This is a genomic window from Litoreibacter roseus, assembly GCF_009811795.1.
Lineage (GTDB): Bacteria > Pseudomonadota > Alphaproteobacteria > Rhodobacterales > Rhodobacteraceae > Litoreibacter > Litoreibacter roseus.
Genome location: NZ_BLJE01000005.1, coordinates 127,453 through 151,545 on the forward strand (window position 1 = coordinate 127,453; position 24,093 = coordinate 151,545).

Below are 24,093 nucleotides of genomic sequence, written 5' to 3' on the forward strand. Positions count from 1 at the left end.
AGTGCATAAGCAAGCACAGGTGATCTCATGAAATTTCTTGGAACCGACATAGCGCCCCTTGGTATGGGGTGTTGGCCGATTGGTGGGCCGTTCTATCGAGGCGCGCAGCCGTTAGGTTATGCAAACGCCGAAGATAGCGAATCCATTCGGACGATCCATGCGGCGCTGGACGCAGGCATTCAGCTTTTCGATACTGCGGCGGTCTATGGCGCGGGTCATGCGGAACGGTTGATGGGCGAAGCACTAGCCGATCATCCCGACGCCATCATCATTACCAAAATCGGGCTGGCATTCGACGAACAGTCAAAGCAGCTCACGGGCGAGGATCTCGACCCGACCCATGTCAGGCCTGCGATCGAGCGCTGTCTCAAAAGATTGCGGCGGGACCGCATTGATGTCCTCCTGTTGCATGTGAACGAGTTGACGCTGGACGTGGCGACCCCGCTCTTTGATGCGATGGAATCCGCGCGGCAGGACGGGCTCATACGCAGCTACGGGTGGAGCACAGACTTTCCCAAAAGTGTTGAGGCCCTCGCGGACCGCCCGGGTTTCACCGCCGTCGAGCACGCGATGAATGTGTTTCTCGACGTGCCGACCATTCAGGGCGTAATTGAACAGCATGATCTGGCGGCGATCATCCGGTCCCCGCTCGGGATGGGTGTTCTCACAGGGAAGTTCGACAGCAGCACGAAAATGCAGGCAGACGACATCAGGTCCACCGATCAGGCGTGGAAGACCTTCTTCCAGGACGGCAAGATCAACCCGGAATACCTCGCCCGGGTGGATGCGATCCGCGAACTCTTGCAAACCGGTGGGCGCACCGTGCCGCAAGGGGCGCTGTGTTGGCTTTGGGCGAAGTCAGGCCAAAACGTTCCGGTGCCCGGCGCGCGGACAGTGGCGCAGATCACGGACAACGCGAGCGCGTTGGATCACGGTCCCCTGCCCGCATCCATCATGGCCGAGATTGAAACCCTGATTACGCGCAGTCCGGACGAGGACGCAGCACGGGCGAAATAGCCCATGCAGGACGCAACAATGAAAGGGGTCCGGGCGGATTGTCGTGACAAATTGGCCCGGATCCCGTTTCATCCTCCCGTAACGCACGCAAAGATCCGGGCCAGCCGGACGTGCACCGCGCAAAAAGGGAGGACCACATGCGTAGACCAGCGAAGACCCTCATCTCTGCGACCACAGCCATCACCCTCAGCGCCTTGACGGCACCGGCATTTGCCGAGGGCCACACGGTGCAACTTCGTATCCAGAACCACCAAGCCCCGGAATCCACGTCTGGACGTCTGATTGCTGAATTCGTCGAAAATGTTGAAACCATGTCCAACGGCGAAATCCAGATCGAAATGTTCTATTCCGCGTCGGTCGTGAAATCGGTGGAGACTTTCGACGCCGCAGCGTCTGGCATTCTGGACTGCGACATGACGAACGGCAGCTATCAGACCGGAAAGAACCCTGCGTTCCAGTTCGTGGCAGACACAATGGGCGGATACGACACACCGATCCAGTATCAAGCATGGGTCAATTTCGGAGGCGGAAAAGAACAGATCAATGAGCTTTACAATGCACTTGGCATGACGTTTGTCGGCGCACATGTGGGCGGTCAGGAGTCCCTGAATTCGACCCACCCGCTGGCTGGACCGGACGATCTGAAAGAGTTCAAGTTTCGCTCGCCGCCCGGGATGGAATCCGAGATTTTCGCATCTCTCGGGGCGAAGCCCATCGTGATGGATTTCACCGAGATCTTCACAGCGCTCGAAACGGGCATTATCGACGGGGCCGACGCCTCAACCCTTGCGGTGAACCGGGGGTTGGGCATCTACGACATCGCCAAACACACGACCTATCCCGGCTTCCATTCGATGTCCTCGGATCATCTGGCCTGCCGCACCGATGTATGGGAGGGGATGACCGATCAGCAGCGGGCAATCATTACCGCGGCCGAAAAGGTGCTGGCGATGGATTTGATCATGCTGACCTTGGTGGAAAACGGGGAAGCCTTGGCGGAACTGCCAGCAGAGGGCGTAACGATCTATGACTGGTCCGCCGAGGACAGATCTGCGTTCCGTGCGGCTGCCCAGAACGCATGGACCGAATGGGCCGAGAAGACGCCGGAAACAAAAGCCATGGTCGACAGCCACAAAGCGTTCGGTAAGCGCATCGGTCTGACGGAATAAGAGGTATCTTCTGACTGACGCTCTGAAGAGAGTAAAATGGACCTGCATCCACATCGAATGCAGGTCCACCTGACCGTAGTCTTAGCTAGAAGCGGTAGTTGACGGACAAGCCAAGGGTCGTGGCTTCGGCTTCCAGATCATCCACGTCGAAATCGTCGAACTCATGGTAAAGCAACTCCGCGCCCGCAGTGATCTGCTCCGTCAGAAACACTTCGTAGCCGGCGCCGACGAAATAGCCATCTGAAGAGCCAACGGACAAGGTTCCGTCATCTGTGTCCGCACGCGCATACCCGGCGGTGCCGTAGTAAAAATTCCTGCCGCTAGGGATACCGACACGCGCACCGATCCGAAGAACAGAGTCGATCGCGGCAACATCATCGAGATCGATATCGGCCCGGTCATACTGAATACCACCACCAACTACGAAGTTGCCGAAATCATAATCATAGTAGGCTCTGAGCCCGTACAGGAAATCATCCCCGTCCAGATCAGCGGCGCCGTCCGTTTCGACATCGCCGTAGCTCAGCTGTGCACCGACCGAGAAACCGGTCCAGTCATATATCGGTGCTGCATCGACGACCGGTGCCGTTACAACCGGCGATGGTACGGGCTCCGCTGGTTCGAAACTGCCAGCCCAAACGGGGGATGTAATCATCATGCAGGTCGCTGTGGTGAACAAAATTTGACGTTTCATAGCTTGCACTTTCTTCTGATACTCGATGACTGAAATGTAGGGGCGAACCGGGTCAGTTCTAACCTCACAGGTCCGTGTATGGCGGCATCCTGCTTGGCCAAATCACGCCTGTGATGTGCGATAGGCGGTCTTTTGCGTCGGCTGCATTCCGTTAGCAGTTTGCCAGATGTCTTAGATTTGTTTCCGAAACGAAAACAATCGATAACGGGGAATACGGGAACCAGACCCCTCCGCGCCGCCCGGGAGGACTTGAGAGAAATCTTGCAAGATGCTGATTGGAAAAGTTAAAGTCGATCAAGCATTGAAGGTCTGGGGTTCTGAGGGAGACTTCATCGCCTACCGCGTGCCGGACGAGCGCCAAGGCAAGAAATCCGCAATTTCCTGCGAACCCGGCATTAAAAACATCGCCTGCTGCTCGCCAGATCAGACGGTTTGAGTTGTTTCAACCTCGGCATCATGCTGCCAGTGCATCATTAACGCCAGCCGGCGGTGCCGGATCTACTCCGTTGCGGGCAAAGTCTCAAACCTCAAACCCTTGGCCGTCCGCTTTGGAAAGCCGGTCCAATGGGTGTGATCGGGTTTTTCTGAACCGTCCTCTTCTTTCGACCAAGCCCCGTCGTTGGAGCGTGGAACAAGGTCCAGAAAGCGATCCATTTCCGCGTCGTCCTTCAGATGCCTGCCCAGCCACGCCGTCACAAAATGCTGTGCGATGTTGTTCATTCGGACCGTATCCCACACCGCATCCGTATAGTGCTCGGTCAGATTGAACCCAAGATCTTCATCAAACCGGTCCGCCTCCTGCGGCGCGGGCATGGGTGCGGCCGCATTGTGGTTCGCATTGTCGAATGTCAGAAGGGCGCGGTCGGCATTCACCGCCTGCTGCCAGAGTGCACGAACACCCGTCTCATACCCGGACACATCATCGACAGAGCCCGCAATAAAGAGCATCGGCGCGGTAATGCCCTTCAGCGTTTCCGCGTCCCAGAACACCCGGTTCATTCCCCAAGGTGCAAATGCAATGGCCGTCTTGATGCGCGGATCGCGAAGAGCAGCCAACGTGTCGGATCCGCTCTGGTGCACGGAAAGCGTACCGTGGGGTGCCCCCCAGCTGTAGTCGGTTGCAGTTTGAGTGACGCCACCGCCCATCGCGATAACGGCCCCGTACCCGCCCATGGAATATCCGATCAACGCCGTGTTCGACGTGTCCACAAGACCGCTGAGAAACGAAATGCTCTCGTTCGATAACCGCTCCATTTCATTCAACGTGAACACCTGATCCAGAGGTCGATTGACCAGCGTCGAGCCAAAAGCGGCTTTGGTGCGATAGGTCGAGTCCGTATGATCAATGGACGCAACAACATAGCCTTTGGAGGCGATGTTTTCGGCCAGATGTGACAGCAGAAAGCGGTTGCCAGGATAGCCATGCGAAATCAGAACCAGCGGAAAGGGTCCCTGCCCCGGCGCTGCATCGCGAACGGCCTGCCCCTCGATCTGCACTTGTGTCATCCCATCCCGCAAATAGACACTTAGGGCCGTCTCGCCAGATGCGCCCTCGGCCGCAGGATACCAGATCTCCACCCGCAGCGGGCGATCATAGCGCGGCAGTTCCGTTGGTCTTGGCCCGTCCGGGTCGATGGCAAGAATGTCGATTTGGTCTGGATTGGTCAGCGTGATGGATTGAACCCCAACGGGGAACGCGCCGTACGCCGAAAGCTCGGGCGCATTGGGCAGTTGTCGATCTATGCGATTTTCAGACATCGCGCCCGTTGGAGCAATCAGAAGACTGCAAAGGACAGCGCGCGCCGCCCTGATCAATTGTTGCATTGAAGATCCCCATCTCAAGATATTCCCCTGACCCTAACGTCCATGCCCAGACTGCCAAGTAAGTGTATCTATACGTGGCCAGCGCCACGCCCACCAATCAACCGCAGGTGATTGTGTAACGAACGTCAGAGCGTTATGCTTGTGCTGAATTTGCAGCCCGAGGAGGATCTTATGGCCAATGTCACATTCCCCCGGGCGGATCTGCGCTAGCCCGCTGATCTGGCCCGACACGAGACTTTTGCTGACCGCCTGCACGGCGTCGGCCCATTTACGTCTTTAAGGGCACTTCACATGACAAACACACCACTTACCGACCTCGGGTGGTCGGATACCTTCGCGTCTCACGTCACGTCGGAGATCAACGAAACCGTTCAACCCGGGCGGCTCAGCGACGTGCACCGCGACCGTGTTCTGGCAAAAACCGCAGAAGGCGATGCCAGCCTGACCCTTCCGGCGGGTATGACCACAGGCGATCTGGCTGTGGGCGATTGGGTTCTGGCAGATCTCGCAACGGGACAGGTCAAAACACTGGTTCCGCGCCGTAACGTTGTGCGCAGAAAGGCCGCCGGAAACGACATGCGGGCACAACTTATCGCGGCAAATGTCGATACGCTCATGATTGTCACGTCCTGCAACGCGGACTTCAATCCCGCCCGGCTTGAACGCTATCTGGCACTGGCGGCAAGCAGCGATGCCCTGCCACTTGTCGTTCTGACCAAAGCTGATCTCGCGGACGATGCCGCCTCCTACCGCAGAGAGGTGGAGCGTCTGTCACCTCTCGCAACCGCCCTGACAATCGATGCGCGTGACATGTCTGAGCTTGCGACGCTCGCGCCGTGGCTCAGGCCCGGTGACACGGCTGCGTTGGTGGGATCATCCGGTGTTGGCAAGTCAACGATCCTGAATGGCCTGACCGGCGCGACCGCTTTGACACAAGGCATCCGGGAGGACGACGCAAAAGGCAGACACACCACAACGTCCCGCAGTTTGCGCCAGACGACCTGTGGCGGTTGGCTCATTGATACGCCGGGGATGCGGTCCTTGCCGCTCGACAACAGCGCCGACGGGATCGCGCAGGTCTTCGCCGATTTCGATGGTCTCACGGATCAGTGCAAGTTCTCGGACTGCCAGCACCTGACAGAACCCGGCTGCGCAATCCAAGCGGCGGTTGCCGCCGGGGACTTGGACGAAAAACGGTTTCACCGCTGGCAGAAGTTGCAGCGGGAAGACCAGTACAACTCTGAAACAATTGCCGAGGCACGAGCCCGCCACAAAAACTTCGGCAAACGAGTGAAGTCCGCGATGAAAGAAAAACGGGATAAGCCATAGAGGTCTTTATGGGCGGATTTGGCAGTAACGCAGTCGTGCGCGCGGGCGGGCGGTTTGTCAATTTGAAGTGCTCAACTGGGCCTGCGCGAAGTACGATCAGGCCAAACGTGACAACAAGAAGCCATATCGCGACATTCCCACACCAAGAGAAGATGACTCAAAAAACGCGCTCCGTTTACTGGGTCTGCGACGCGTACATGTCCTATGCCGTCATAAGGAGAGATCTGCGTGCTCGGCAGTGTCGTTTTGATGAGCTGCGTTAGAAAAATGCATGATGCCCCGCCACTCGATAGCCTTCAGATGCTGATCCATTTTGGGCCGTCTAAACGCCAATACCGCATGGATGCCAGAGTTCATTGATTGACCTCAGCCTATCAACTTGGCTTCGCTCTCTTTCCAATGCTGTACGGCACTGGGTAGGGTTGTCGCCGGTTGGGGGATCCCAAGCGCTTCAAATGACAGATCGTTGGTCACAAGACCTTTACGCGATACGGCCGCGCCCTTGGAATAGCCCGTAGCGCACAGTGTTCCATCCATCGCAGAGAACTGAAAGAAGAGATAATTCCAGTGGGCGTCAGCCCCGGTCCAGCGGTAGCTCACTTTGTATTTCTGCCCAAGCTTCAACTGTCGCCGATAGGTGATGATGGCGCCGCCAAGGACCGGCTTCCACCTGTTCCTGATCAATGCTTTCAGGAATCCGGTTCGTGCAAAATATTCAACGGTCATGAGGTCTGCGATCGTCAAATAGCGGCCGTTGTTCATGTGCAGGTTGATGTCGATATCGTTTGGAAGCACACGCAACTCACGTTCGAAGCCGTCGGTGATCGACAGCTTGGGCAGCCACCATGTGCGCAGAACAGTCCAGATTAACCTCAGATACAAATTCATTAGGCGCCCCATACTAGTTCAACTTTGAACCATAAAGATCATATTTGAACCAATCAAGGCACGGTTTATACTCTATGTATGAAGCATCCATCCGACCCTATTCCTACCGATGATGTGTCACCCGCGGTTGCAACAGAGACGTGGCTAGCGGTTGTGCAAACCTACAACGAATGCACCGCGACATTATCAAAACGTCTCGAACCGCTTGGACTGTCGTTGCTCGAACACGAAGTTCTGATGAACCTCATGCGGTCTGATGACCTAACGCAGAAGCAGCTTTCGCATCGGTGTTTTTCTGCAAAAAGCGGGATCAGCATGCTCATCTCGCGCTTTGAAGCCGACGGGCTGATCAGCCGGCGCCGGTCTGCGACAGATCAAAGAGCGTGGCTCCTATCGCTCACGCCAAAGGGACAAATACTTGCACGTCAGGCCTTTGATATTCAAAGCGAGGTTGTGACGGCCATGGCCAAGGCTTTTTCTGACGAGGAGCTGTCACTCGTCAAATCACGCATGGAGGATGCAACAGCGCGCCTCAGGACTTTAAGGGACAGCTGAGCCTTCAACAAAAGTGACCGTCAGCTTGGCCGCGGTGCCAACCCGCTTCTGAAGCAGCAAAGGCGACCTACAGAGCGTACTGAATTTTTCTAAGACAGGGGGGATGTGGCGGAGCGGAAGGGATTCGAACCCTCGAGACGGTTCCCCGCCTACACACTTTCCAGGCGTGCGCCTTCGACCACTCGGCCACCGCTCCGCCGGCGGGTCTATCAGTAAGTTTTGTCCGGGGGCAAGAGGGCACAGACAGAATGATCGGCCCTTTCGCGAAAGTTTTTGCGCGACTGTGGCCTGCTCATCAAACCCTTTCAAAACAAACCACCGGTCAGCTTACGGTTGGGGCGCGTCATCCCCTTCTGGAGCGTCTGAGCTGTCATCGGATGGATCGGACAACTCCAGATCTTCCCGCGGGCCTTTCGGGGTCGGGTCTTCCGGCGGCTCCTGCTGGGGCGCGGCCTGCTGCAGCACTTCTGGATTTCGCAGCCAGACATCGCGCTGCGCGAATGGGATCTCGATACCTTCTTCTTCGAACCGTTTCACGATGTTGTGCCGCATCTCGGTTTGGGCCGAAAGCGTATGGTTGACGTCCCGCAAGATTGCACGGATTTCGAAATCCAGAGAGTCCGCACCGAACCCGATAAAGAATACTGACGGCGGTGGGCGCAGGATCACCACCGGGTGATCTTCGGCAACCCCTTGCAAAATCTCTTGTACCTTGCGCGTGTCGGACCCGTAGGCCACACCCACCGGTACAATCAAACGACCGCTAAGGTTGCCCTTCGTCCAGTTGGTCACGGAGGTCGAAATCAGATCGGCATTGGGCACGATGACGTCGCGGCGATCAAAGGTCTCGATGCGGGTGGCCCGGACTGAAATGTCCTTCACGACCCCCATGGTGCCGCCGACCTCGATCCAGTCCCCCTCGCTGACCGGACGCTCGATCAGAAGAATGATGCCCGACACGAAGTTCGAGACGATGGTTTGCAGACCAAAACCAATGCCCACGGATAGTGCACCCGCGACAATGGCCAAACTGCTAAGATCAATCCCAGCCGTGGTGATTGCGATCACTGCTGCGAGGAAGATGCCGACATAGCCCGTCCCCGAAATGATCGCATTGCGCCCGCCCGTGTCGATCCGTGTCTTCGGTAAAACTTGCGTTTTCAGCGCGCCCTGTAAGAAGCGGGTCAGCATGTAGCCAATGGCGAAGATGATCGCGAAAGTTAGAAAATCTGTTGGCGAAATGCGGGTGCTGCCGATCTGGAACCCTGTTGCGACGACGGTCCATGCCTCTTGCAATTGCGTGGTGCGCGCGCCCCAAATCAACAGGAAAAACGGCGTAGCCAGTATGGTCAGGGCAAAGCTGAGGATCACAGGGATCAGCCCGTCCTCAAGCCGGTCATCACCAACAAAGAGCGCGTAGGTGTCACGAGCCAGGCGTTGCAGGACCGCGACAAGGCCGACCAAGGCAACGGTCTGCAGCGCAGAGAAGACAAGCATGTTACCCGCGTAGCGATAGCCGATCAGGCCCAGAAGCGGACCGATAACCGCCAGAAGGATCGTCCCCCGTGACAGGAACCGCAGGATTAATCCGACGGGCGCCTCCGCCTTCACCTCGGCCTCCGCGTCATCCTCGACCTCGGCTAGCTTTTCGTTTGCCGATGTCATCAGGCGCGCCAAGCGGAAGAGCACGTAGCCCCCCAGCAAAAGAATCGGGAAGCCCAGAACCGCGATGGCCGCATCGCTCAGGAACCCCTCTTCCCCGAGCCGTCGAATGCCGATCCGCAACGCCAGCAGAATACCTGCGGCGACCGCAAGACGGCGCCCACGGCCCAAGAGCCTGGCACTGAGGTTCAAGATAGGTCGAGGCGGGAATGCGGCCGGGAAAACCTGCTGACCAAGCCACCGGCTGACAAAGAGAATAATCACCGTCGCAGAGAGAATGCGCAAAAGCATGTCGCCCACGCGCGATGTCAGCATGCTTTGATCTGCGGCCTCGATTAGACCACTAAGCCCCAGAATGGGCAGCGCCATCGATACAAGCGAAATGAAAAATACACCAACCCGGTACCCAGCCCGGCTGGAGGACTCGCGTTTCCGCAGGTAGTTGAGACCTTTGTCGATCCACGCATTCGATCTCAGGATCAAAAGGCCTGCGACAACCAAAAGAACAACAATAACCGGAAGATTGTCATGAAGCTGCTTGCGTTTTATCGGCGAATTGAAGTTGTTCACCACTTCCCGACGCACTTGGGTGACGAAGCGCGACACATCCTTGGCTGTGTCATTCCATGTTGCAGGCATCAGCGGCGATGGACCCAGTTCCAGAACTCGGTTCGTCTGACGTTCGATCAAAAGCGCATCAACTTCGCCGATCAGGCCATTGACCTGCGTAAAAGCCTCTTCCGCACGTCGGACGGGCGTCAGCAAAGTATTCAGCTGGCTGTTCAACTCACTGCGCCGTTCAGCAATTTCGGGCGCTTCCTCTGCCTCGCCTTCAGCGGGCTTCGGACCAAGGGTTTCGATCTGATTTCTCAGGGTGGTGATGCGTTCCGAGTTGATACTCTGCGCCGCCAGAAACTTCTGCCGCCAGTCGAACAACTCGGAAGACAGGCTGTCCAGTTGCTCAAGTGTGGTGTTTTCATCCGCAAGCAGGTTGTCCGCCCGGCTGGCAACGCGGTCCCAGAGATTGTAGTCCGGCTGCCCGGATTGAGTCTGCGAGGTCTGCGCGACAAGGCCGGACGGCACCGTAACAGCAGCAACACAAAATGCGCTGAAAACGCAGAGCAACAGAACCTTGATGTAGCGCATATCAGTCCTCGAACACCGTCGGCAAAAGCGGTGTTTCATCCTCGAGCCATGCAGGGCATGGCAGGTTTTTCTCTTTTAGGAACTCAGGGTTATAGAGCTTGGACTGGTAACGCGTGCCGTAGTCACACAGGATTGTCACGATGGTATGCCCCGGGCCCAGATCCTTGGCCAAGCGGATGGCACCGGCGATGTTAACGCCTGAGGATGCGCCCATGCACAGCCCTTCGTCACGTAACAGGTCAAACACGATCGGCAGCGCCTCTTCGTCCGGGACCTGATAGGCGAAATCAGGGGTGAAGCCTTCGAGATTTTTCGTAATCCGCACCTGACCGATCCCTTCCGCGATAGAGCCGCCATCCGTCGTTAGCTCACCCGTCGTATAGAAATCGTAAAGCGCGGCCCCCATGGGATCTGCCAATCCGATCTTGACCCCTTTTGGCTGCAGGACCGTCGCTACGCCCGCCAATGTGCCGCCGGATCCCACCGCGCAGATAAAGCCGTCCACCTTACCGCCCGTCTGACCCCAAATCTCTGGTCCAGTCGTCTCGATATGAGCCTTGCGGTTCGCCACGTTGTCGAACTGGTTGGCCCAGATTGCGCCGTTCTCTGCGGTCTCGTTCAATTTCTTCGCCAAACGCTCGGAGTAGCGAACGAAATTGTTCGGATTTCGGTAAGGGGCAGCCGGAACCTTCACCAAAGTCGCACCAGCGAGCTTCAGCATGTCCATCTTTTCCTGGCTCTGGGTCTCTGGGATGACGATGACGGTCTTGAACCCCATCGATGCGCCAACCAGCGACAGACCTATGCCGGTATTTCCCGCAGTGCCTTCGACAATCGTACCACCGGGCTTCAGCGCGCCGCTGGCAATGGCGTCCTGAATGATGGTCAGCGCCGGACGATCCTTGACCGATTGACCTGGGTTCATGAACTCGCATTTCCCCAAGATTTCGCAGCCGGTCAGCTCGCTGGCCTTGTTCAGCCGGATCAAGGGGGTGTTCCCGATCAGGTCTGCCAGATTTGATTTGACGGTCATGCGGCGCCCTCCCCGGCAGTGATCGATTGTGTTGATCGTCTCTGTTGATAGGACGTCATCTTCGGGAACTCAACCAGCAGTGCCTGCACGTAAACGTGCCCTGTTCTGCGCCAGCCAGAGAGCCGAGATCACCAGTGGTGCATTCGAGATCTCACCGCTGGTCAGAGCCCCCATGAACTGATCGTAGCTGACCACCATTGCGCGGATGTCTTCCGCCTCGGTTTCCAGTCCGCCAAAGCCCGCCGCGTCATTAGGTAAATCCGCAATGCCAAGATAGGAAACGATGTACTCCGTCGCCGCCCCCGGCGAGACGTAGTAGCTGGACATGTGATGAAGCGCGCCAAGTTCGATCCCAGCTTCTTCCTGCGCCTCACGGCGCGCGGCAGCCTCCGGCGTTTCATATGGATCGATCCGACCCGCGATAGCCTCCAACAGCCACGGAACGGGATCGTTGCGCGATACAAGAGACGCCCGAAACTGTTCGATCAAAAGCACCCGGTCCCGCACCGGATCATAGGGCAACACAGTCACGGCGTCGGCCGCAATGAACACAGCGCGTTCCACCAGATCGCTCTGACCGCCATCAAAGTGACGGTACTTTACGTCCAACTCGTCCAGAGCAAAGAATTCGGAATAGATCCTGCGCTGGTCAACAATCTCAACGTCATCTCTGGCAAGGCCGGACCTCAGGTCAATCGGCGATGGTTTGGAGACGGCGTTGACCCGCGCCTGCGCCCGCGTTTCGATCACGGTCATCCGACTTGCGACCTCGTTTGCATTTAACGCGCCATAATAGCTCATGATCTCGACTGCGGCCTCGCGGCGCACGGGACCAAAGCGATCCTGCCAGTCGACGAGGTTCCATATCTCTCCGGGATGCCATGCGTCTGACGTGGCCCGATAAACCCGTGCATCATACTTGCGGCCATCTGAGATGACCGTGCAGTTTTGCAGATCGAATGCGAAAGGGCCTTCGTAAAAGCTGATCCGGTCCAACTGCGCGTCTGATACGCCGCGCAAAAACATACCGTCGGCTTGCGCGCCCTCGCGCGGGACGATCATCGGGAAATGTTGCCCCGCGACCCAATAAGTTTGGTGATCCGGTAGATGCGCTGGCTCATAGGATGGGCTGGCCCCCAGAACTGTCTTCAACAGAGTAGCATCGCAGAGCGTGCCATAGAGAAACAGGTTCGTCATAAAAGCACTTTCGGCGAAAATCCGGGATCTGACCTAAAGCATCAGCTCCACCGGCGGTTGGTCCATTCAGCGGCAATACCACCGATCACGGCCCCTGCAATAAGATATGTGAGCGGACCCGATGCCGCCAGCAAAAGTGCGTATTCCACGAATATGCCGAACATGCCAACGATCGCTTCCATCGGTCCATCGTATCGCAGGCCAACGGACCGCTTGATCATCTCACTGATCGAGAAGGTCAACAGAACGTAGAAGAGGCAGACCACAACCGTATAGATGCCCGAATTGATGGCCACCGCGTAATTCTTGCCCACAAGATTGCCCATCACGCGCCATCCGCACACGACGGGAATGAGAACCGAAACAGGGAACAGCCAGTTCACCGGCATGCCCTCTGGCAATAGGGGAATGACGGACTGCGCGGTCAAATATCCTGTCACGCCGAAAATTAGCGCGGCGATGATCTTGGCGGCTGTGGGCATTGAAAGGTGTCTCTATTCCGGTCGTGTCATCGTGATCTGTGTCACGTCGCAGTTTCCACTCCAGAAAGTAGCCGCGCAAGAGGTCAGATAAAAATTCCACATCCGACGGAACCTGGCATCAAATCCAAGCTCTGCAACCTCATCCCATCGGGCGTTGAACGTCTCATGCCAGCGGCGCAATGTCTGGCTGTAGCTCTCGCCGAATTCGATGGAATGCTTAAGGTTCAACCCAGAGCGCGCGATCTCGTCCCGCAGGACTTTCGGGCTGGGCAGCATGCCCCCCGGAAAGATATATTTCTGAATGAAATCAACGCCTCGCTTGTAGACAGCCCACCGTCTGTGCTCAACGGTTATGATCTGCAGCGTTGCGTTCTTGCCAGGCTTCAAGCGGTCACGCACAGCGTTGAAATAAACCGGCCAGTATTTCTCGCCGACGGCCTCAAACATCTCGATTGAGGCGATGCCGTCATATGTGCCTTTTTCGTCGCGGTAGTCCTGCATCTTGATCTCGACCTGCCCCTCAAGCCCGGCTTTGCGGATGCGATCCACTGCGTAATCGTGCTGTTCCTGACTGATTGTGAGCCCGGTCACTTTCAGACCCCGCTCTTTCGCGGCGTATTCGGCAAAGCCACCCCAGCCACACCCGATCTCCAGGACGTGATCCCCCGGCTGCGCCCCCATTTCGTCGATCATGCTGGCGTATTTCTGGGTCTGGGCCTTCTCCATGCTCTCTTGCCCGGTCTTAAAAAAGGCAGAGCTGTAGGTCATCGTGTCGTCGAGCCAGATGTCATAAAATTCGTTACCGAGATCGTAATGATAGCTGATATTCTTCTTGGCTTGCTTGCGGGAATTGGCCTGCATCCAAAATCGTAGTTTCTCGTAGGCCCGGACAAGCCCCATACCGGGATAGCCATCATAGACGTCCTCATTGTCCGCGTGCACCAGATCCATGAGCGCCTGCAGGTCCGGCGTCGACCACCAGTCATCCAGATAGGCGTCGCAGAAGCCCAGATCGCCCTCGCGGATGAGCCGCGCGAAAAGATCGTTGTTGTGAACGGTAAATTCAGCAATTGGCCCGGGCTTTGCACCCTCTGCGCGAAAGACGCGACCGTCCTCCAGCTTGATATCGAGCCGTCCATAGGTCAGCTTCTGTGCCGTCTGAAAGGCCTGAGAAAAATAGCGCGGCAGAGCCTTCTGTCCGACGGTGGTATTAAGAGCTTCCATGGATCATCCATTACACAAGTTGTAAACTAAATTAGACAGATAGGCGGCGGTGGCTCAAGAGAAATTAACCTGTGTTAATTTTCGAAAACCTGACCCCACGTCAGCGATTTTTATACGCGGCAAGAGCCCGTTCCCGTCCTTCGTCCAAGGCGACAATGGGTTCTGGATAGCTGTCGTCGATGGACATGTTCCAGCTCTGGGGAATGGCTTCGAAGTAGTCTTCGGCCTCTTCTCCGTGATCCTCGAAAAGCTCCCCAAGAAACCGCGCACGATAAACCCGGTTGCTGTCGAATTTCTCGGCCTGCGTTGCGGGGTTGAAGACACGAAAAAACGGCGTGGCATCGGGGCCTGATCCTGCGGACCATTGCCACCCCATTGCGTTCGACGCCGGATCCCAGTCAATCAGGCAGTCCTCGAACCATTTCATCCCAACCTTCCAGTGGGTCATCAGATGCTTGGTCAGATAAGAGGCCACGATCATCCGTCCACGGTTATGCATCGTTCCAGTGACGTACATTTCGCGCATCGCAGCATCCACCAGTTGAACGCCCGTACGCCCCTGCTTCCACGCCTTGATTTCCGCGGCTCGCTCGTCATCTTTCCACGGGAAACCGTCCCATTCCTCCCGCCAGTTGGCGGATGTGATCCGCGGCGTGTGATAGGCCAGATGATACGCGAATTCACGCCAAACAAGTTCTTTCAGAAAAGTCTCGGCCCCCGCTTTCCCATCGGCCAGCGCGCGCCGCCCCGCGTGCCAGCAGCGGCGGGTAGAGATTTCCCCGTAGGTGAGATTTTCGGATAAGTTCGAGGTCCCCTTCTCGGCGATCCGGTCCCGCGCTTCGGCATAGTCCGCGATCCTGTGCCCCATGAAAGTGCCTAGCCGCTGGGACGCAGCATCCTCCCCGACCGCGACATGCTTTGCAACAATGTCGGCGCCGCGCACCATGCCTGCGCGCATGTTCCATTTCGACAAGTCCTCGCTGTCCGGCCAAGCATCGGGCGCTTTCAGCGCAGAGACCGCAGGCAGATCCGATGGCACGTCCCTGTCGCGCACTGATTTCCACATGGGTGTGTAGACCTTGTAGAAATCGCCCTGCTTGGTCTCGACGGTCCACGGTTCGAACAGCAGATGTCCCAGATGGCTCTGTGCATCGATCCCGTCTTCGCTGAGACCGGATTTCACCTTTTTGTCCCGCGCGATCCCATCGGGATCATAGGCGCGGGTCCACCAGACCGACCCTGCCCCGGTCTCCTTAATCAGAGCGCGCAAAACCTCCAGCGCCGTGCCTTTGCGCAAGATCAGCCGTGATCCGATGCCTTCGAGCGTTTCGGCAAAATGCGCGACCCCCAACCCCAGACGCCACTTCGGAGCCGCGCCGTGACCAGCGACAACCTCATCATGGACAAACACAGGGATCACGGGACGCCCGGTCTTGCCGGCTTCGGTCAATCCCTCGTGATCACCCAGCCGCAAATCGCGGCGGAACCAGTACAGGATCGGTGTATCGTCAGCCATGGCGCCCTCTCGTCAAAACCTGTTCTCAGCACAAGGCTGACCTAGCGCGACTGCCTGACAATCAAGCTGGACGCTAAGCGTTGACGTCGACCACCAAGCGGCCTTTGACCTGACCTTTCAGGATTTTGGCCCCAAGATCGGGCAGATCCGAAAGCGTCGCGGGCTGAATCATCTCGTCCAATTTGTCCATCGGCAGGTCACTGGCAATCCGTTCCCAAGCACGCAGCCGACCCTCATAGGGCTTCATCACGCTGTCGATGCCAAGAAGGTTCACGCCGCGCAAAAGAAACGGAATAACCGTCGCAGGCAAAGCCGCCCCACCGGCCAGACCAACAGCGGCCACGGACGTGCCGTACTTCATCTGCCCCAAAACGCGCGCAAGCATCTCACCGCCAACCGCGTCGACACAGCCCGCCCAGGTTTCGGCCTCAAGCGGGCGCTTCACAGTCTCGTTGATCTCGTCGCGCGCCACAATCTGAGTGGCACCCAGAGATTTCAGGTAATCTGCGGTTTCTGGCCGCCCGGTGACGCCTGCAACCTCGTAGCCGAGTTTCGCCAAAATCGCTGTGGCAACCGAGCCAACCCCACCAGCGGCCCCAGTTACCAGCACCGGGCCATGACCTGGTGTCATCCCGTGATCTTCAAGCGCCATGACAGCCAGCATCGCGGTGAACCCGGCGGTGCCGACCGCCATCGCGTGACGCGTGTCCAAACCTTTGGGCAGGGGAACCAGCCAGTCCGCCCGTACCTTGGCCTTCTGCGCGTACCCGCCCCAGTGCGCTTCGCCCACGCGCCATCCGGTCAGTACGACCTTGTCGCCCGGCGCGTAGCGGTCGTCGTCGGATGTCTCTACGGTCCCCGCAAAGTCGATGCCCGGCACATGAGGGTAGTTGCGGACCAAACCACCACCCGGCCCAATGCACAGTCCGTCCTTGTAATTCACGGTGGAGTATTCGACGGCTACGGTCACATTCCCGTCCGGCAGCCGATCCTCAGAAATCTCCTGAACAGAGGCACTTGTCTTGCCGTCCTCATCCTTTTCGACGATCAAAGCATTGAACATGGTCTCTCTCCTCTAGATCCAGAAATTTTCCTCGACCCGAGCAGGGCGCGGGCCGTCTGTGGTCTCAACTCTCAGTTCCGTGCCAGGGTCCCAATGAGTGATCCGCACCATGCCGATGGCGACATTGGTGTTGAAGTCAGGGCTCTTGGCAGCGGAGGTCACTTTTCCGATCCGTTTGCCCTTGGCCGTGATAGGCCACGCGCGATCACAGGGCGGGATATCGCCCTCAATCGACAGCGGCCGAATTTGTTGCACGGGTCCTTCCTTTGCAACCCGCAGCAAAGCATCCCGACCCACGCAGCCAATAGCCGTCTGGGTCGAGCAGAACCTTCCCAGCCCGCATTCATGGGGCGTGTTCTCTCGGGTCATATCGTTGCCGTAGCTCAGCAACCCGCCTTCGACGCGCTCGATCCCGTTGGGGCATCCGGCCCGGACATCCAGATCGCGCCCCGCCTCAAACAGCGCGTTCCAGAGCGGCATTCCGATCTCGCTGCCCTCCACATAGATCTCGAAACCGCCCTGCTTGGAGTAACCGGACCGGGCAACGACCAGCGCCTGCCCTTGAAAATCAAAATATCCGTAGCGGAAAAATCGGATGTCGCGCACGCCGTCGCCAAACACCCGTGCCATCAGATCCTCGGCTTTGGGGCCCTGAACGGCCAAGGGCGATACGTCAGGTTCTTCCGCGAGGACATCAAGACGAAGACCGTACGCCAACCCTTTGACCCACAACAAAAGATCGCTGTCAGCAATAGACACCCAGTAGCGATCATCGCTTAGCATAAGGGCGACCGGGTCGTTCAACATGCCGCCAGTTTCATCGACCATGGGCACATAATAACACATGCCGGGCAGCATCCCGCGCAAGTCCCTCGGGGTCAGCATTTGCATCAAGCGGCCTGCATCGGGACCACGCAGTTCGACCTGCCGCTCGACCGAGACATCCCAAACCTGCACGGCGTTTTTCAGATGGTGGTAGTCTTCGTCCACCGAGCGAAATACCGTCGGCAATAGCATGTGGTTATAACAAGTGTAGGCCTTAACCCCGGCGGCTTCGACACCGTCGGAAAACGGGGTTCTGCGCAACCGGCGAGAGGGAGAGATCAACGCCATTCAAAACGCCTCCGGCATAAACGCCAAGTCACTGATCATCGTTTTGTGTCCCGCTGCGGTCAGCATTGCATGAATTTGTCCGCGATGGTGGGTCTGATGGTTGAAGAAATGCATGATGCACATTGCCTTGGACTGCGTGACATTCCGCCCAGAAAGACCTGAGTACCACGTCAGCGGCCCAACCAGATCGACATGGGTCAGTCGCCCGGCCCAACGGGTGATATGACCATCGGTGCGCCGGCGATCATCTAGAAAAGGCTGCAACTCCGAATGCAGATCGAGGCCACCCGGTGTCCCCCCGGGTGGCGGTCCGCCGCTGAGCCGTGACAACCACATCTTGTCGCCCCAAAGCAAATGGTTTGCTGTGGACCAGATCGATCCAAAAAATGCCTTACGATCCTTGCGCAACTCCGTTTGGTTCAGCGCCAGCATCGCCTGTTCAAGCCCTTCATTCTGCCACGCATTGTAACGTGACATAACCTTGCAGAACTCGACTGTGATCATCTCAGGGACCAGACCACGCGATCGGGCAGATCTCTGCGGATTTCCCGCCAAAATCCCAGACGCGCCCATAATCGCGTACGCGGCTTTTCGTACCAACGGCAGCAATGATATCGGGGCCCATCCAGTATTTGGAGTTCGAGACCATGACTGGGTGATCGGGGCTCTTTCCATCGATCATTTCGATCTCGCCCTGAATTTTTCGTCCGATCACGATGGACCGTTTCTTGCCATCCCGGACGATCTCGACCGGGGCACGTTCAGCCCCGATGATTTCGCTGACGAGCATGGTGAAAAGACCCGTCGTACCACCCGCTGCACCTGAGAAGATTTTCAGGATGCCGTTATAGGCTTTCTGGGTCGCGCGCTCATCTACGTAAGCGCCAACCTTCCAGTTGCCCTCGCCCATGCGACCGGGGATGTCCACCAGCAGACCGACATTCAGCCCGGCGAGGCTTTCGCCCTCGAAATGCCCGTCGTCAATCGCAACGGCCATCCACGCGTGGCAGTGACCCTCCGTCGGTGGGTGCGCCCCAAGCGAGACGACGCAGGGACAAAACACGGTGCAGGAGCAATTCAGAAAAAGCTCCCCGTTAATCGCCCAATCGGTCGGCTCTTTCCGCCTGCGCGACGGGTTCATCCGACTGTCGATCTTCTGCATGACCTGCAGTCTGTCCGAGGGTTTTCTGTCCGCTTTTGCCATTGTGAGCTCCTCTCAGGTCAGACCGTATCCGGCGGTTGCGCATCCCGCAATTATCAAGATCACGCCCAACGGGCGGGTTATATGACGGCCGACTTGCGGCAGTTTTTCCAAGATCATCACAAACGTTGCGAGGCCCATCCAAAGCAGGCTCATGACACCACCGACGAAGCCGAGAGCCATAAAGCCCCAACAGCAACCGACGCAGAATGAGCCGAGGCCAAGCCCCATGCGCAGCCCGCCCGCAAAACCGGTTTTCCAACGGCCCAGAAAATAGGTCATAGGCGACAGGCAAACGCCGTGGCACGCGTCCTTGATCCTAGTAAATTGATAGATCCCAACCGCAAACAACAATGCCGCGGCGATGAACGGCGAGGCAGAAGTACCAAGCGACGTAATCGCGCCGCTTGTCAAAAGTGCGACCTGCACCGCCGAGATCAATACCGCGAAGCCTACCCATGTAATGAAGTATCCAAGTAACACACCGAGCCACCCTGCCCGTGTCCCGTTGGCGCTGCGCATCAGGTCTTCGTAGGACAAAAGCGTCGGGACGAGCGTTGGCAGCATCATCGCAGCCATCATGATCGCCCACATGGGAAAAAGCGCCCCGAAGCTCGTCATCGGCATCATATTCATGCTCATAGGCCGCCCGATGAGATCGACGCCCGACATTTGCGCCATGGAAAACATGACCCACCACGCGGCGAGTATGGCACCGAAAAAGCCAAGCCACCCTATGGACCTCATTGCTCCGCTCAACCTGGACAGCCTCCGGTTTGTCTTGCATTTCAATTGTCAGACATTAATTGTCTGACATATGAAAATCGATCCGTCCAGCCCAAAGGATTTGTCCGCTCAGATCGCTCAAGCCATTCGCGATGCCATCGTCGCGGGCAAACTTATCGTAGACGCGCGTCTGCCGTCTGAAACGGAATTGTCAGACCAATTCAACGTGTCCCGGTCGACAGTGCGCGAAGCGCTGAAACGACTTGCGGCGCAAAGCCTGATCCGCACGCAGCGGGGTGCCACCGGAGGGGCCTTCGTCAATCGTCTGACATTTGAAGATGCGCAAGCAATGCATGTCACGACCTCGACCCTTCTTTTGTCGATGAATGATGTCAGCTTCACCCAGGCCTGTGAGGCGCGCTACGCGCTGGAACGGGCCTGCGCCGTTATGGCATGTACCCGGCGCGAGAGCTCTCATCTGGAAAAAATGAAAGCAGAGCTGGGGCATCAGGCCCAAGATGAGCTGAGTGACGAGGCCTTCTGCGCTTCCGATGTCGCCTTTCACCGCGCCTTGGTCGACAGCGCGAGCAACCCGGTTCTGAGTTACCAACTTGCAGGCGCGGTAGAGGCGATGCAGCCGCTGATGAATATGATCACCTTTACGGCCCGCTCTCGCGTCAAAATCCTGATGCTTCATGGAAACATCGTCGATGCGCTAGAGCAACGCGATCCGTCCGCGGTGAAAGATAGCCTTGATCTGCTTGAAAGTTACACACAAGCGCTCGCAGAGGATCTGATCGTCGCTCGACCAAGCGGCTGACGGGCTTTCTGCTTGTGACTGCGCGGGCCGCATTTTAGCGTATTCATCAAATTCAACACCCTTCTGAGAGGAGCTTCTGAATGTCTCATCTTCCCCGCCTTCTGGGTTGCGCCGCCAGCGCGCTTATCGCGACAGCGGCCAGCGCTGCCGACCCGGAGCTTTTGGTTTTCGATTGGTCCGGGTTCGAGGAAGAAGGGTTTTTTCAAGCCTACATTGATGCCCATGGCGCGCCGCCGACCTTTGCGTTCTTTGGGGAAGAGGAAGAAGCATTTCAGAAGCTGCGCTCAGGCTTTAAGGCCGACGTATCTCACCCTTGTTCGCAATCCGTGGACAAATGGTACCAAGCGGGCCTGATCGAGCCGTGGGACGTCTCGAAAATTCCGGCCTATGAAACTGTCGCCGACATCTACAAGAACGACCCTACGTTTGTGCGCGATGGTGAGGTCTACTTCATTCCCGTCGATCTGGGTATGACAGGGCTTGCCTACAATGCAGACGAGGTCACAGAAAACGAGGTCGCGTCCCTGTCCGTTTTCCTCGATCCGAAATATGCTGGCCGTATCTCGCTGCCAGACAATGTGGACGACGCATTTGCACTGGCCTTTCTGGCGACCGGTGTCAGCGACTGGACGCAGGCAACGGAAGAGCAATTGGCGGCCGCAAGCGATTGGTTGCGTCAGGCTCATGACAACACACGGGCCTATTGGGCCGATGGCGCGGAACTAGCGCAACTGATGGCGACGGGCGAAGTACTAATCGCCTGGGCATGGAACGAAACCCCCGTCCAGATGGTCGGCGACGGTTACAATATCGAGTTCCAACGCGAGGCGGCCGAAGGCTCGTCAGCCTGGTTCTGCGGATACGTAAACCTCGTGGATGGACCGGGATCGGAAGACAAGGCTCACGATTTTATCAACGCGTGGCTCAGTGACAGCAGCGCGCAATACATCGTGACGGAATGGGGCTATGGCCATTCCAACACCGAGGCGATGAGCGGGTTTGGCGAAGAGGAACTGACGGAGGTCGGCTTGAACGAGATCGAGGCCCCGCTGCTGGCGCAGTTACCCATGGACAACGCCCTGCGGGAACAAATGATCCAACAGTTCGAACGGATCAAAGCGGGCTTCTAAGGTCTTTCATTTTGGATGGGATCAGGCGCGTCGCTGAATGCGGCGCGCCTTTTTCGTACTGTGGCCTCAAACGCCTCAATATATCTGTCAAGACTTGTCTGTGGATAAAATTGAAACAGGCTTGGGTCATCGCAACTTGAGATCGACAGGACTTCGCCTTGCTGTATTCACGCACCCAAACCGACCTTCACCCCGCAGCCATCGCCTATGCACAGGACGTCACGGCGGGTCAGATGTCACGACGAGAATTTCTCAGCCGCGCCACGTCGCTGGGCCTTACGGCGACGGCGGCTTACGCGCTGATCGGCGCCGTGCCGCCTGCACGCGCAGAAGGTCATGCACAGGATGGCGGAACACTGCGGATCGAAAGCACTGTGAAGGCCCTGAAAGACCCGCGGACATATGACTGGCCGCAGATGTCGAACTTTACCCGCGGATGGCTGGAATATCTGGTCGAATACAATGCAGATGGCAGCTTCCGCGGAATCCTTCTGGACAGCTGGGACGTCAACCCGGACGCGACCGAATATACGTTGAAGATCCGCGAGGGCGTGACATGGAACAACGGTGATCCGTTCACAGCCCAAGACGTCGCCTTCAACATCGAACGGTGGTGCGACCGCAGCGTCGAGGGCAATTCGATGGCCAGCCGCATGGGGTCTCTGATCGACGAAGACACAGGCGTAGCACGCGAAGGCGCAATTGAAGTGGCCGACGACCAGACCGTTATTCTGCGCCCCGGCACCGCCGACATCACACTGATCGCGGGATTTTCCGATTATCCCGCCGCTATCGTTCATTCGTCTTTTGACGGTGACCCGCTGTCCAATCCGATTGGGACCGGTCCCTTTCTGCCCGACGGCTTCGAGGTCGGTGTCCGGTGCGCATTGGTGCGCAACACCGATCATGACTGGTGGGGCAAGGGCGTCATTGGCGAGGCCGCTTTGGAGCGGATCGAATACGTGGATTACGGCACGGATCAAGCGGCTATCGTGGCTGCCGTCGACGCCGACGAGGTCGATATGATCTACGAAAGCCTCGGCGAGTTCATCGAGATCTTCGATGCCATTGGCTGGGTCAAATCCGAAGCCGTGACCGCCAATACGATGGTCACCCGCCCCAATCAGGTGGCCGAGGTCGATGGCATACAGCCCTACGCGGATGTCCGGGTGCGCAAGGCGCTTGCAATGGCTGTGAACAATGCGGTCTGCCTTGAACTCGGTTACGCCAATCAGGGCGTCGTTGCGGAAAACCATCACGTCTGTCCGATCCATCCGGAATATGCCGAGATCTCCGACCCAACCTACGATCCGGCAGCCGCCATGGCTTTGCTGGAGGAGGTAGGCCTCGCCGATTTCGAGCATGATCTGGTCTCTATCGATGACACATGGCGGCGCGATACCTCTGACGCTATCGCCGCGCAGCTGCGGGATGCGGGCATCAAGATCAAACGGACGATCATTCCCGGCTCAACCTTCTGGAACGACTGGACCAAATATCCATTCTCGACCACTGACTGGGCCCAGCGTCCGCTGGGGGTGCAGGTCTTGGCGCTGGCCTACCGGTCTGGCGAACCATGGAATGAAAGCGGATTCTCAAATCCCGAGTTCGACAGCCTTCTGAACGAGGCGCTGTCCATCGCGGATGCGGACAGTCGGCGCGAGACGATGGCAAAGATCCAGCAGATCATGCAGGACGAAGGCGTGGTGATCCAACCCTACTGGCGCTCCACCTACCGCCATTACAAGGAACAAGTAATCGGCGCCGATATGCACCCAACCTTTGAGATCCACGTCTACAAACTTGCACTTGCTGCGTGAGCACAGGTTATTGAAACCGAAAGGGGTTTCCCTTATATCTAGAATGTCCTTCGGGACTATGGACATAAACGCGCTCGTAATAAGCGGATCGGACCCGGGGGCGGTACCCGGCGACTCCACCAAAACCCGTTCATTTGGCGGACAGAGGGGTCGAAACAGGATCGACGAACGTCTAAAGGGGTTAGCTTTGTCTCGGTGAGTTACCACCGTTATCGGTACACTTAAGCTAGTTGCAAATGACAACAAAGCTCCAGTAGCCCTCGCAGCGTAAGCTGTGCGGAACACTGAAAATTAAGTCCTTGCGCCTAGCAGCGTAAGGCGGGGTTCGCAGGCACCTGGCAACAGAAGCCTGCATCTTCCCTCCTGCAGCGATACCCTTGACCACCCTGACCCGGCACGGCATGTTTGGCCTATGGGGCTTGCGAGCACCCCGTGAGGCAAAGGCCAGAGTTTCGCATCCCAGCTTAACGCCATATCCGGGGTG

At 57.5% G+C, this 24,093-nt stretch carries 22 protein-coding genes, 1 tRNA gene and 1 other RNA gene; 9 read left to right on the plus strand and 15 right to left on the minus strand.

Translation table 11 applies throughout. The features are described from left to right. Nucleotides 1-27: 27 nt before the first annotated feature. On the plus strand, nucleotides 28-1,017 hold the full coding sequence (locus KIN_RS18470) for an aldo/keto reductase (RefSeq protein ID WP_174239143.1): 990 nt from the start codon (nucleotides 28-30) through the stop codon (nucleotides 1,015-1,017). A 137-nt stretch (nucleotides 1,018-1,154) separates the two neighbouring features. After that, on the plus strand, nucleotides 1,155-2,186 hold the full coding sequence (locus KIN_RS18475) for a TRAP transporter substrate-binding protein (RefSeq protein WP_159809869.1): 1,032 nt from the start codon (nucleotides 1,155-1,157) through the stop codon (nucleotides 2,184-2,186). Between the two features lie 85 nt (nucleotides 2,187-2,271). On the opposite strand, the gene KIN_RS18480 is transcribed toward KIN_RS18475, so the two are convergent. Next, entirely contained in the window at nucleotides 2,272-2,880 is a 609-nt protein-coding gene (locus KIN_RS18480; protein ID WP_159809871.1) for an outer membrane protein, read from the minus strand. A 268-nt stretch (nucleotides 2,881-3,148) separates the two neighbouring features. Here KIN_RS18480 and KIN_RS18485 point away from each other — a divergent pair, with 268 nt between their 5' ends. Then, nucleotides 3,149-3,316: a hypothetical protein gene (locus KIN_RS18485; protein ID WP_159809873.1), complete on the plus strand. Its 168-nt coding sequence runs from the start codon at nucleotides 3,149-3,151 to the stop codon at nucleotides 3,314-3,316. Nucleotides 3,317-3,378: 62 nt separating this feature from the next. Here KIN_RS18485 and KIN_RS18490 read toward each other — a convergent pair whose 3' ends face one another. Next, a complete protein-coding gene (locus KIN_RS18490) occupies nucleotides 3,379-4,704 on the minus strand; it encodes an alpha/beta hydrolase family protein (protein ID WP_159809875.1) in 1,326 nt (441 codons plus the stop codon). A gap of 291 nt (nucleotides 4,705-4,995) precedes the next feature. Between KIN_RS18490 and rsgA the strand changes: the two genes are divergently transcribed. Then, the gene (rsgA, locus tag KIN_RS18495) at nucleotides 4,996-6,033 is read left to right on the plus strand and encodes a ribosome small subunit-dependent GTPase A (RefSeq protein WP_159809877.1); all 1,038 of its coding nucleotides are present in this window, start codon (nucleotides 4,996-4,998) and stop codon (nucleotides 6,031-6,033) included. Nucleotides 6,034-6,399: 366 nt separating this feature from the next. On the opposite strand, the gene KIN_RS18500 is transcribed toward rsgA, so the two are convergent. Continuing rightward, complete coding sequence (locus KIN_RS18500; RefSeq protein WP_159809879.1) at nucleotides 6,400-6,921, minus strand: thioesterase family protein; 522 nt, start codon at nucleotides 6,919-6,921, stop codon at nucleotides 6,400-6,402. 78 nt (nucleotides 6,922-6,999) lie between these two features. On the opposite strand from KIN_RS18500, the gene KIN_RS18505 reads away from it, so the two are divergent. Further along, nucleotides 7,000-7,476 carry a MarR family winged helix-turn-helix transcriptional regulator gene (locus KIN_RS18505; RefSeq protein WP_159809881.1) on the plus strand — a complete coding sequence of 159 codons (477 nt, stop codon included), beginning with the start codon at nucleotides 7,000-7,002 and terminating at the stop codon, nucleotides 7,474-7,476. 106 nt (nucleotides 7,477-7,582) lie between these two features. On the opposite strand, the gene KIN_RS18510 is transcribed toward KIN_RS18505, so the two are convergent. From KIN_RS18510 to KIN_RS18565, 12 genes are all read right to left on the minus strand, one after another. Continuing rightward, a tRNA-Ser gene (locus KIN_RS18510) sits at nucleotides 7,583-7,672 on the minus strand. A 131-nt stretch (nucleotides 7,673-7,803) separates the two neighbouring features. Next, complete coding sequence (locus KIN_RS18515) at nucleotides 7,804-10,284, minus strand: DUF3772 domain-containing protein (protein WP_159809883.1); 2,481 nt, start codon at nucleotides 10,282-10,284, stop codon at nucleotides 7,804-7,806. A 1-nt stretch (nucleotide 10,285) separates the two neighbouring features. Further along, nucleotides 10,286-11,317, minus strand: coding sequence for a cysteine synthase A (locus tag KIN_RS18520; protein ID WP_159809885.1), 1,032 nt, complete (start codon nucleotides 11,315-11,317; stop codon nucleotides 10,286-10,288). 69 nt (nucleotides 11,318-11,386) lie between these two features. After that, complete coding sequence (locus KIN_RS18525; protein ID WP_159809887.1) at nucleotides 11,387-12,514, minus strand: NUDIX domain-containing protein; 1,128 nt, start codon at nucleotides 12,512-12,514, stop codon at nucleotides 11,387-11,389. Nucleotides 12,515-12,555: 41 nt separating this feature from the next. Then, on the minus strand, nucleotides 12,556-12,996 hold the full coding sequence (locus KIN_RS18530) for a TrgA family protein (protein WP_159809889.1): 441 nt from the start codon (nucleotides 12,994-12,996) through the stop codon (nucleotides 12,556-12,558). Between the two features lie 12 nt (nucleotides 12,997-13,008). Continuing rightward, nucleotides 13,009-14,220 (minus strand): SAM-dependent methyltransferase, encoded by a 1,212-nt coding sequence (locus KIN_RS18535; RefSeq protein ID WP_159809891.1) that lies wholly within the window; start codon nucleotides 14,218-14,220, stop codon nucleotides 13,009-13,011. A gap of 100 nt (nucleotides 14,221-14,320) precedes the next feature. Continuing rightward, entirely contained in the window at nucleotides 14,321-15,736 is a 1,416-nt protein-coding gene (locus tag KIN_RS18540; RefSeq protein ID WP_159809893.1) for a cryptochrome/photolyase family protein, read from the minus strand. A gap of 73 nt (nucleotides 15,737-15,809) precedes the next feature. Continuing rightward, nucleotides 15,810-16,799, minus strand: a complete 990-nt coding sequence (gene acuI / locus KIN_RS18545; RefSeq protein ID WP_159809895.1) for an acrylyl-CoA reductase (NADPH) — start codon at nucleotides 16,797-16,799, stop codon at nucleotides 15,810-15,812. Nucleotides 16,800-16,811: 12 nt separating this feature from the next. Next, entirely contained in the window at nucleotides 16,812-17,912 is a 1,101-nt protein-coding gene (locus KIN_RS18550) for a dimethylsulfoniopropionate demethylase (protein ID WP_159809897.1), read from the minus strand. Next, on the minus strand, nucleotides 17,913-18,416 hold the full coding sequence (locus tag KIN_RS18555; RefSeq protein ID WP_159809899.1) for a DinB family protein: 504 nt from the start codon (nucleotides 18,414-18,416) through the stop codon (nucleotides 17,913-17,915). Between the two features lies 1 nt (nucleotide 18,417). Beyond that, on the minus strand, nucleotides 18,418-19,116 hold the full coding sequence (locus KIN_RS18560; protein WP_159809901.1) for a DUF1326 domain-containing protein: 699 nt from the start codon (nucleotides 19,114-19,116) through the stop codon (nucleotides 18,418-18,420). A 12-nt stretch (nucleotides 19,117-19,128) separates the two neighbouring features. Then, nucleotides 19,129-19,860, minus strand: a complete 732-nt coding sequence (locus KIN_RS18565) for a DUF2182 domain-containing protein (protein ID WP_174239144.1) — start codon at nucleotides 19,858-19,860, stop codon at nucleotides 19,129-19,131. 70 nt (nucleotides 19,861-19,930) lie between these two features. Between KIN_RS18565 and KIN_RS18570 the strand changes: the two genes are divergently transcribed. The 4 genes from KIN_RS18570 (at nucleotide 19,931) to ssrA (ending at nucleotide 23,965) form a co-directional block, all read left to right on the plus strand. Beyond that, nucleotides 19,931-20,659 (plus strand): FadR/GntR family transcriptional regulator, encoded by a 729-nt coding sequence (locus tag KIN_RS18570; protein WP_159809905.1) that lies wholly within the window; start codon nucleotides 19,931-19,933, stop codon nucleotides 20,657-20,659. A gap of 80 nt (nucleotides 20,660-20,739) precedes the next feature. Further along, entirely contained in the window at nucleotides 20,740-21,789 is a 1,050-nt protein-coding gene (locus tag KIN_RS18575; RefSeq protein WP_159809907.1) for an extracellular solute-binding protein, read from the plus strand. 233 nt (nucleotides 21,790-22,022) lie between these two features. Beyond that, the gene (locus KIN_RS18580; protein WP_159810065.1) at nucleotides 22,023-23,609 is read left to right on the plus strand and encodes an ABC transporter substrate-binding protein; all 1,587 of its coding nucleotides are present in this window, start codon (nucleotides 22,023-22,025) and stop codon (nucleotides 23,607-23,609) included. Between the two features lie 6 nt (nucleotides 23,610-23,615). Continuing rightward, nucleotides 23,616-23,965, plus strand: a transfer-messenger RNA (tmRNA) gene (gene ssrA, locus KIN_RS18585). Nucleotides 23,966-24,093 lie beyond the last annotated feature (128 nt).

Coding starts and splice junctions, on each gene's coding strand:
- KIN_RS18540 (WP_159809893.1), bottom strand. CDS start 15,736: ATGGCTGACGATACACCGATCCTGTACTGGTTCCGCCGCGATTTGCGG.
- KIN_RS18515 (WP_159809883.1), bottom strand. CDS start 10,284: ATGCGCTACATCAAGGTTCTGTTGCTCTGCGTTTTCAGCGCATTTTGT.
- KIN_RS18485 (WP_159809873.1), top strand. CDS start 3,149: ATGCTGATTGGAAAAGTTAAAGTCGATCAAGCATTGAAGGTCTGGGGT.
- KIN_RS18560 (WP_159809901.1), bottom strand. CDS start 19,116: ATGGCAAAAGCGGACAGAAAACCCTCGGACAGACTGCAGGTCATGCAG.
- KIN_RS18535 (WP_159809891.1), bottom strand. CDS start 14,220: ATGGAAGCTCTTAATACCACCGTCGGACAGAAGGCTCTGCCGCGCTAT.
- acuI (WP_159809895.1), bottom strand. CDS start 16,799: ATGTTCAATGCTTTGATCGTCGAAAAGGATGAGGACGGCAAGACAAGT.
- KIN_RS18570 (WP_159809905.1), top strand. CDS start 19,931: ATGAAAATCGATCCGTCCAGCCCAAAGGATTTGTCCGCTCAGATCGCT.
- KIN_RS18565 (WP_174239144.1), bottom strand. CDS start 19,860: ATGAGGTCCATAGGGTGGCTTGGCTTTTTCGGTGCCATACTCGCCGCG.
- KIN_RS18575 (WP_159809907.1), top strand. CDS start 20,740: ATGTCTCATCTTCCCCGCCTTCTGGGTTGCGCCGCCAGCGCGCTTATC.
- KIN_RS18490 (WP_159809875.1), bottom strand. CDS start 4,704: ATGCAACAATTGATCAGGGCGGCGCGCGCTGTCCTTTGCAGTCTTCTG.
- KIN_RS18530 (WP_159809889.1), bottom strand. CDS start 12,996: ATGCCCACAGCCGCCAAGATCATCGCCGCGCTAATTTTCGGCGTGACA.
- KIN_RS18555 (WP_159809899.1), bottom strand. CDS start 18,416: ATGATCACAGTCGAGTTCTGCAAGGTTATGTCACGTTACAATGCGTGG.
- KIN_RS18475 (WP_159809869.1), top strand. CDS start 1,155: ATGCGTAGACCAGCGAAGACCCTCATCTCTGCGACCACAGCCATCACC.
- KIN_RS18480 (WP_159809871.1), bottom strand. CDS start 2,880: ATGAAACGTCAAATTTTGTTCACCACAGCGACCTGCATGATGATTACA.
- KIN_RS18505 (WP_159809881.1), top strand. CDS start 7,000: ATGAAGCATCCATCCGACCCTATTCCTACCGATGATGTGTCACCCGCG.
- rsgA (WP_159809877.1), top strand. CDS start 4,996: ATGACAAACACACCACTTACCGACCTCGGGTGGTCGGATACCTTCGCG.
- KIN_RS18470 (WP_174239143.1), top strand. CDS start 28: ATGAAATTTCTTGGAACCGACATAGCGCCCCTTGGTATGGGGTGTTGG.
- KIN_RS18520 (WP_159809885.1), bottom strand. CDS start 11,317: ATGACCGTCAAATCAAATCTGGCAGACCTGATCGGGAACACCCCCTTG.
- KIN_RS18550 (WP_159809897.1), bottom strand. CDS start 17,912: ATGGCGTTGATCTCTCCCTCTCGCCGGTTGCGCAGAACCCCGTTTTCC.
- KIN_RS18525 (WP_159809887.1), bottom strand. CDS start 12,514: ATGACGAACCTGTTTCTCTATGGCACGCTCTGCGATGCTACTCTGTTG.
- KIN_RS18580 (WP_159810065.1), top strand. CDS start 22,023: ATGTCACGACGAGAATTTCTCAGCCGCGCCACGTCGCTGGGCCTTACG.
- KIN_RS18500 (WP_159809879.1), bottom strand. CDS start 6,921: ATGAATTTGTATCTGAGGTTAATCTGGACTGTTCTGCGCACATGGTGG.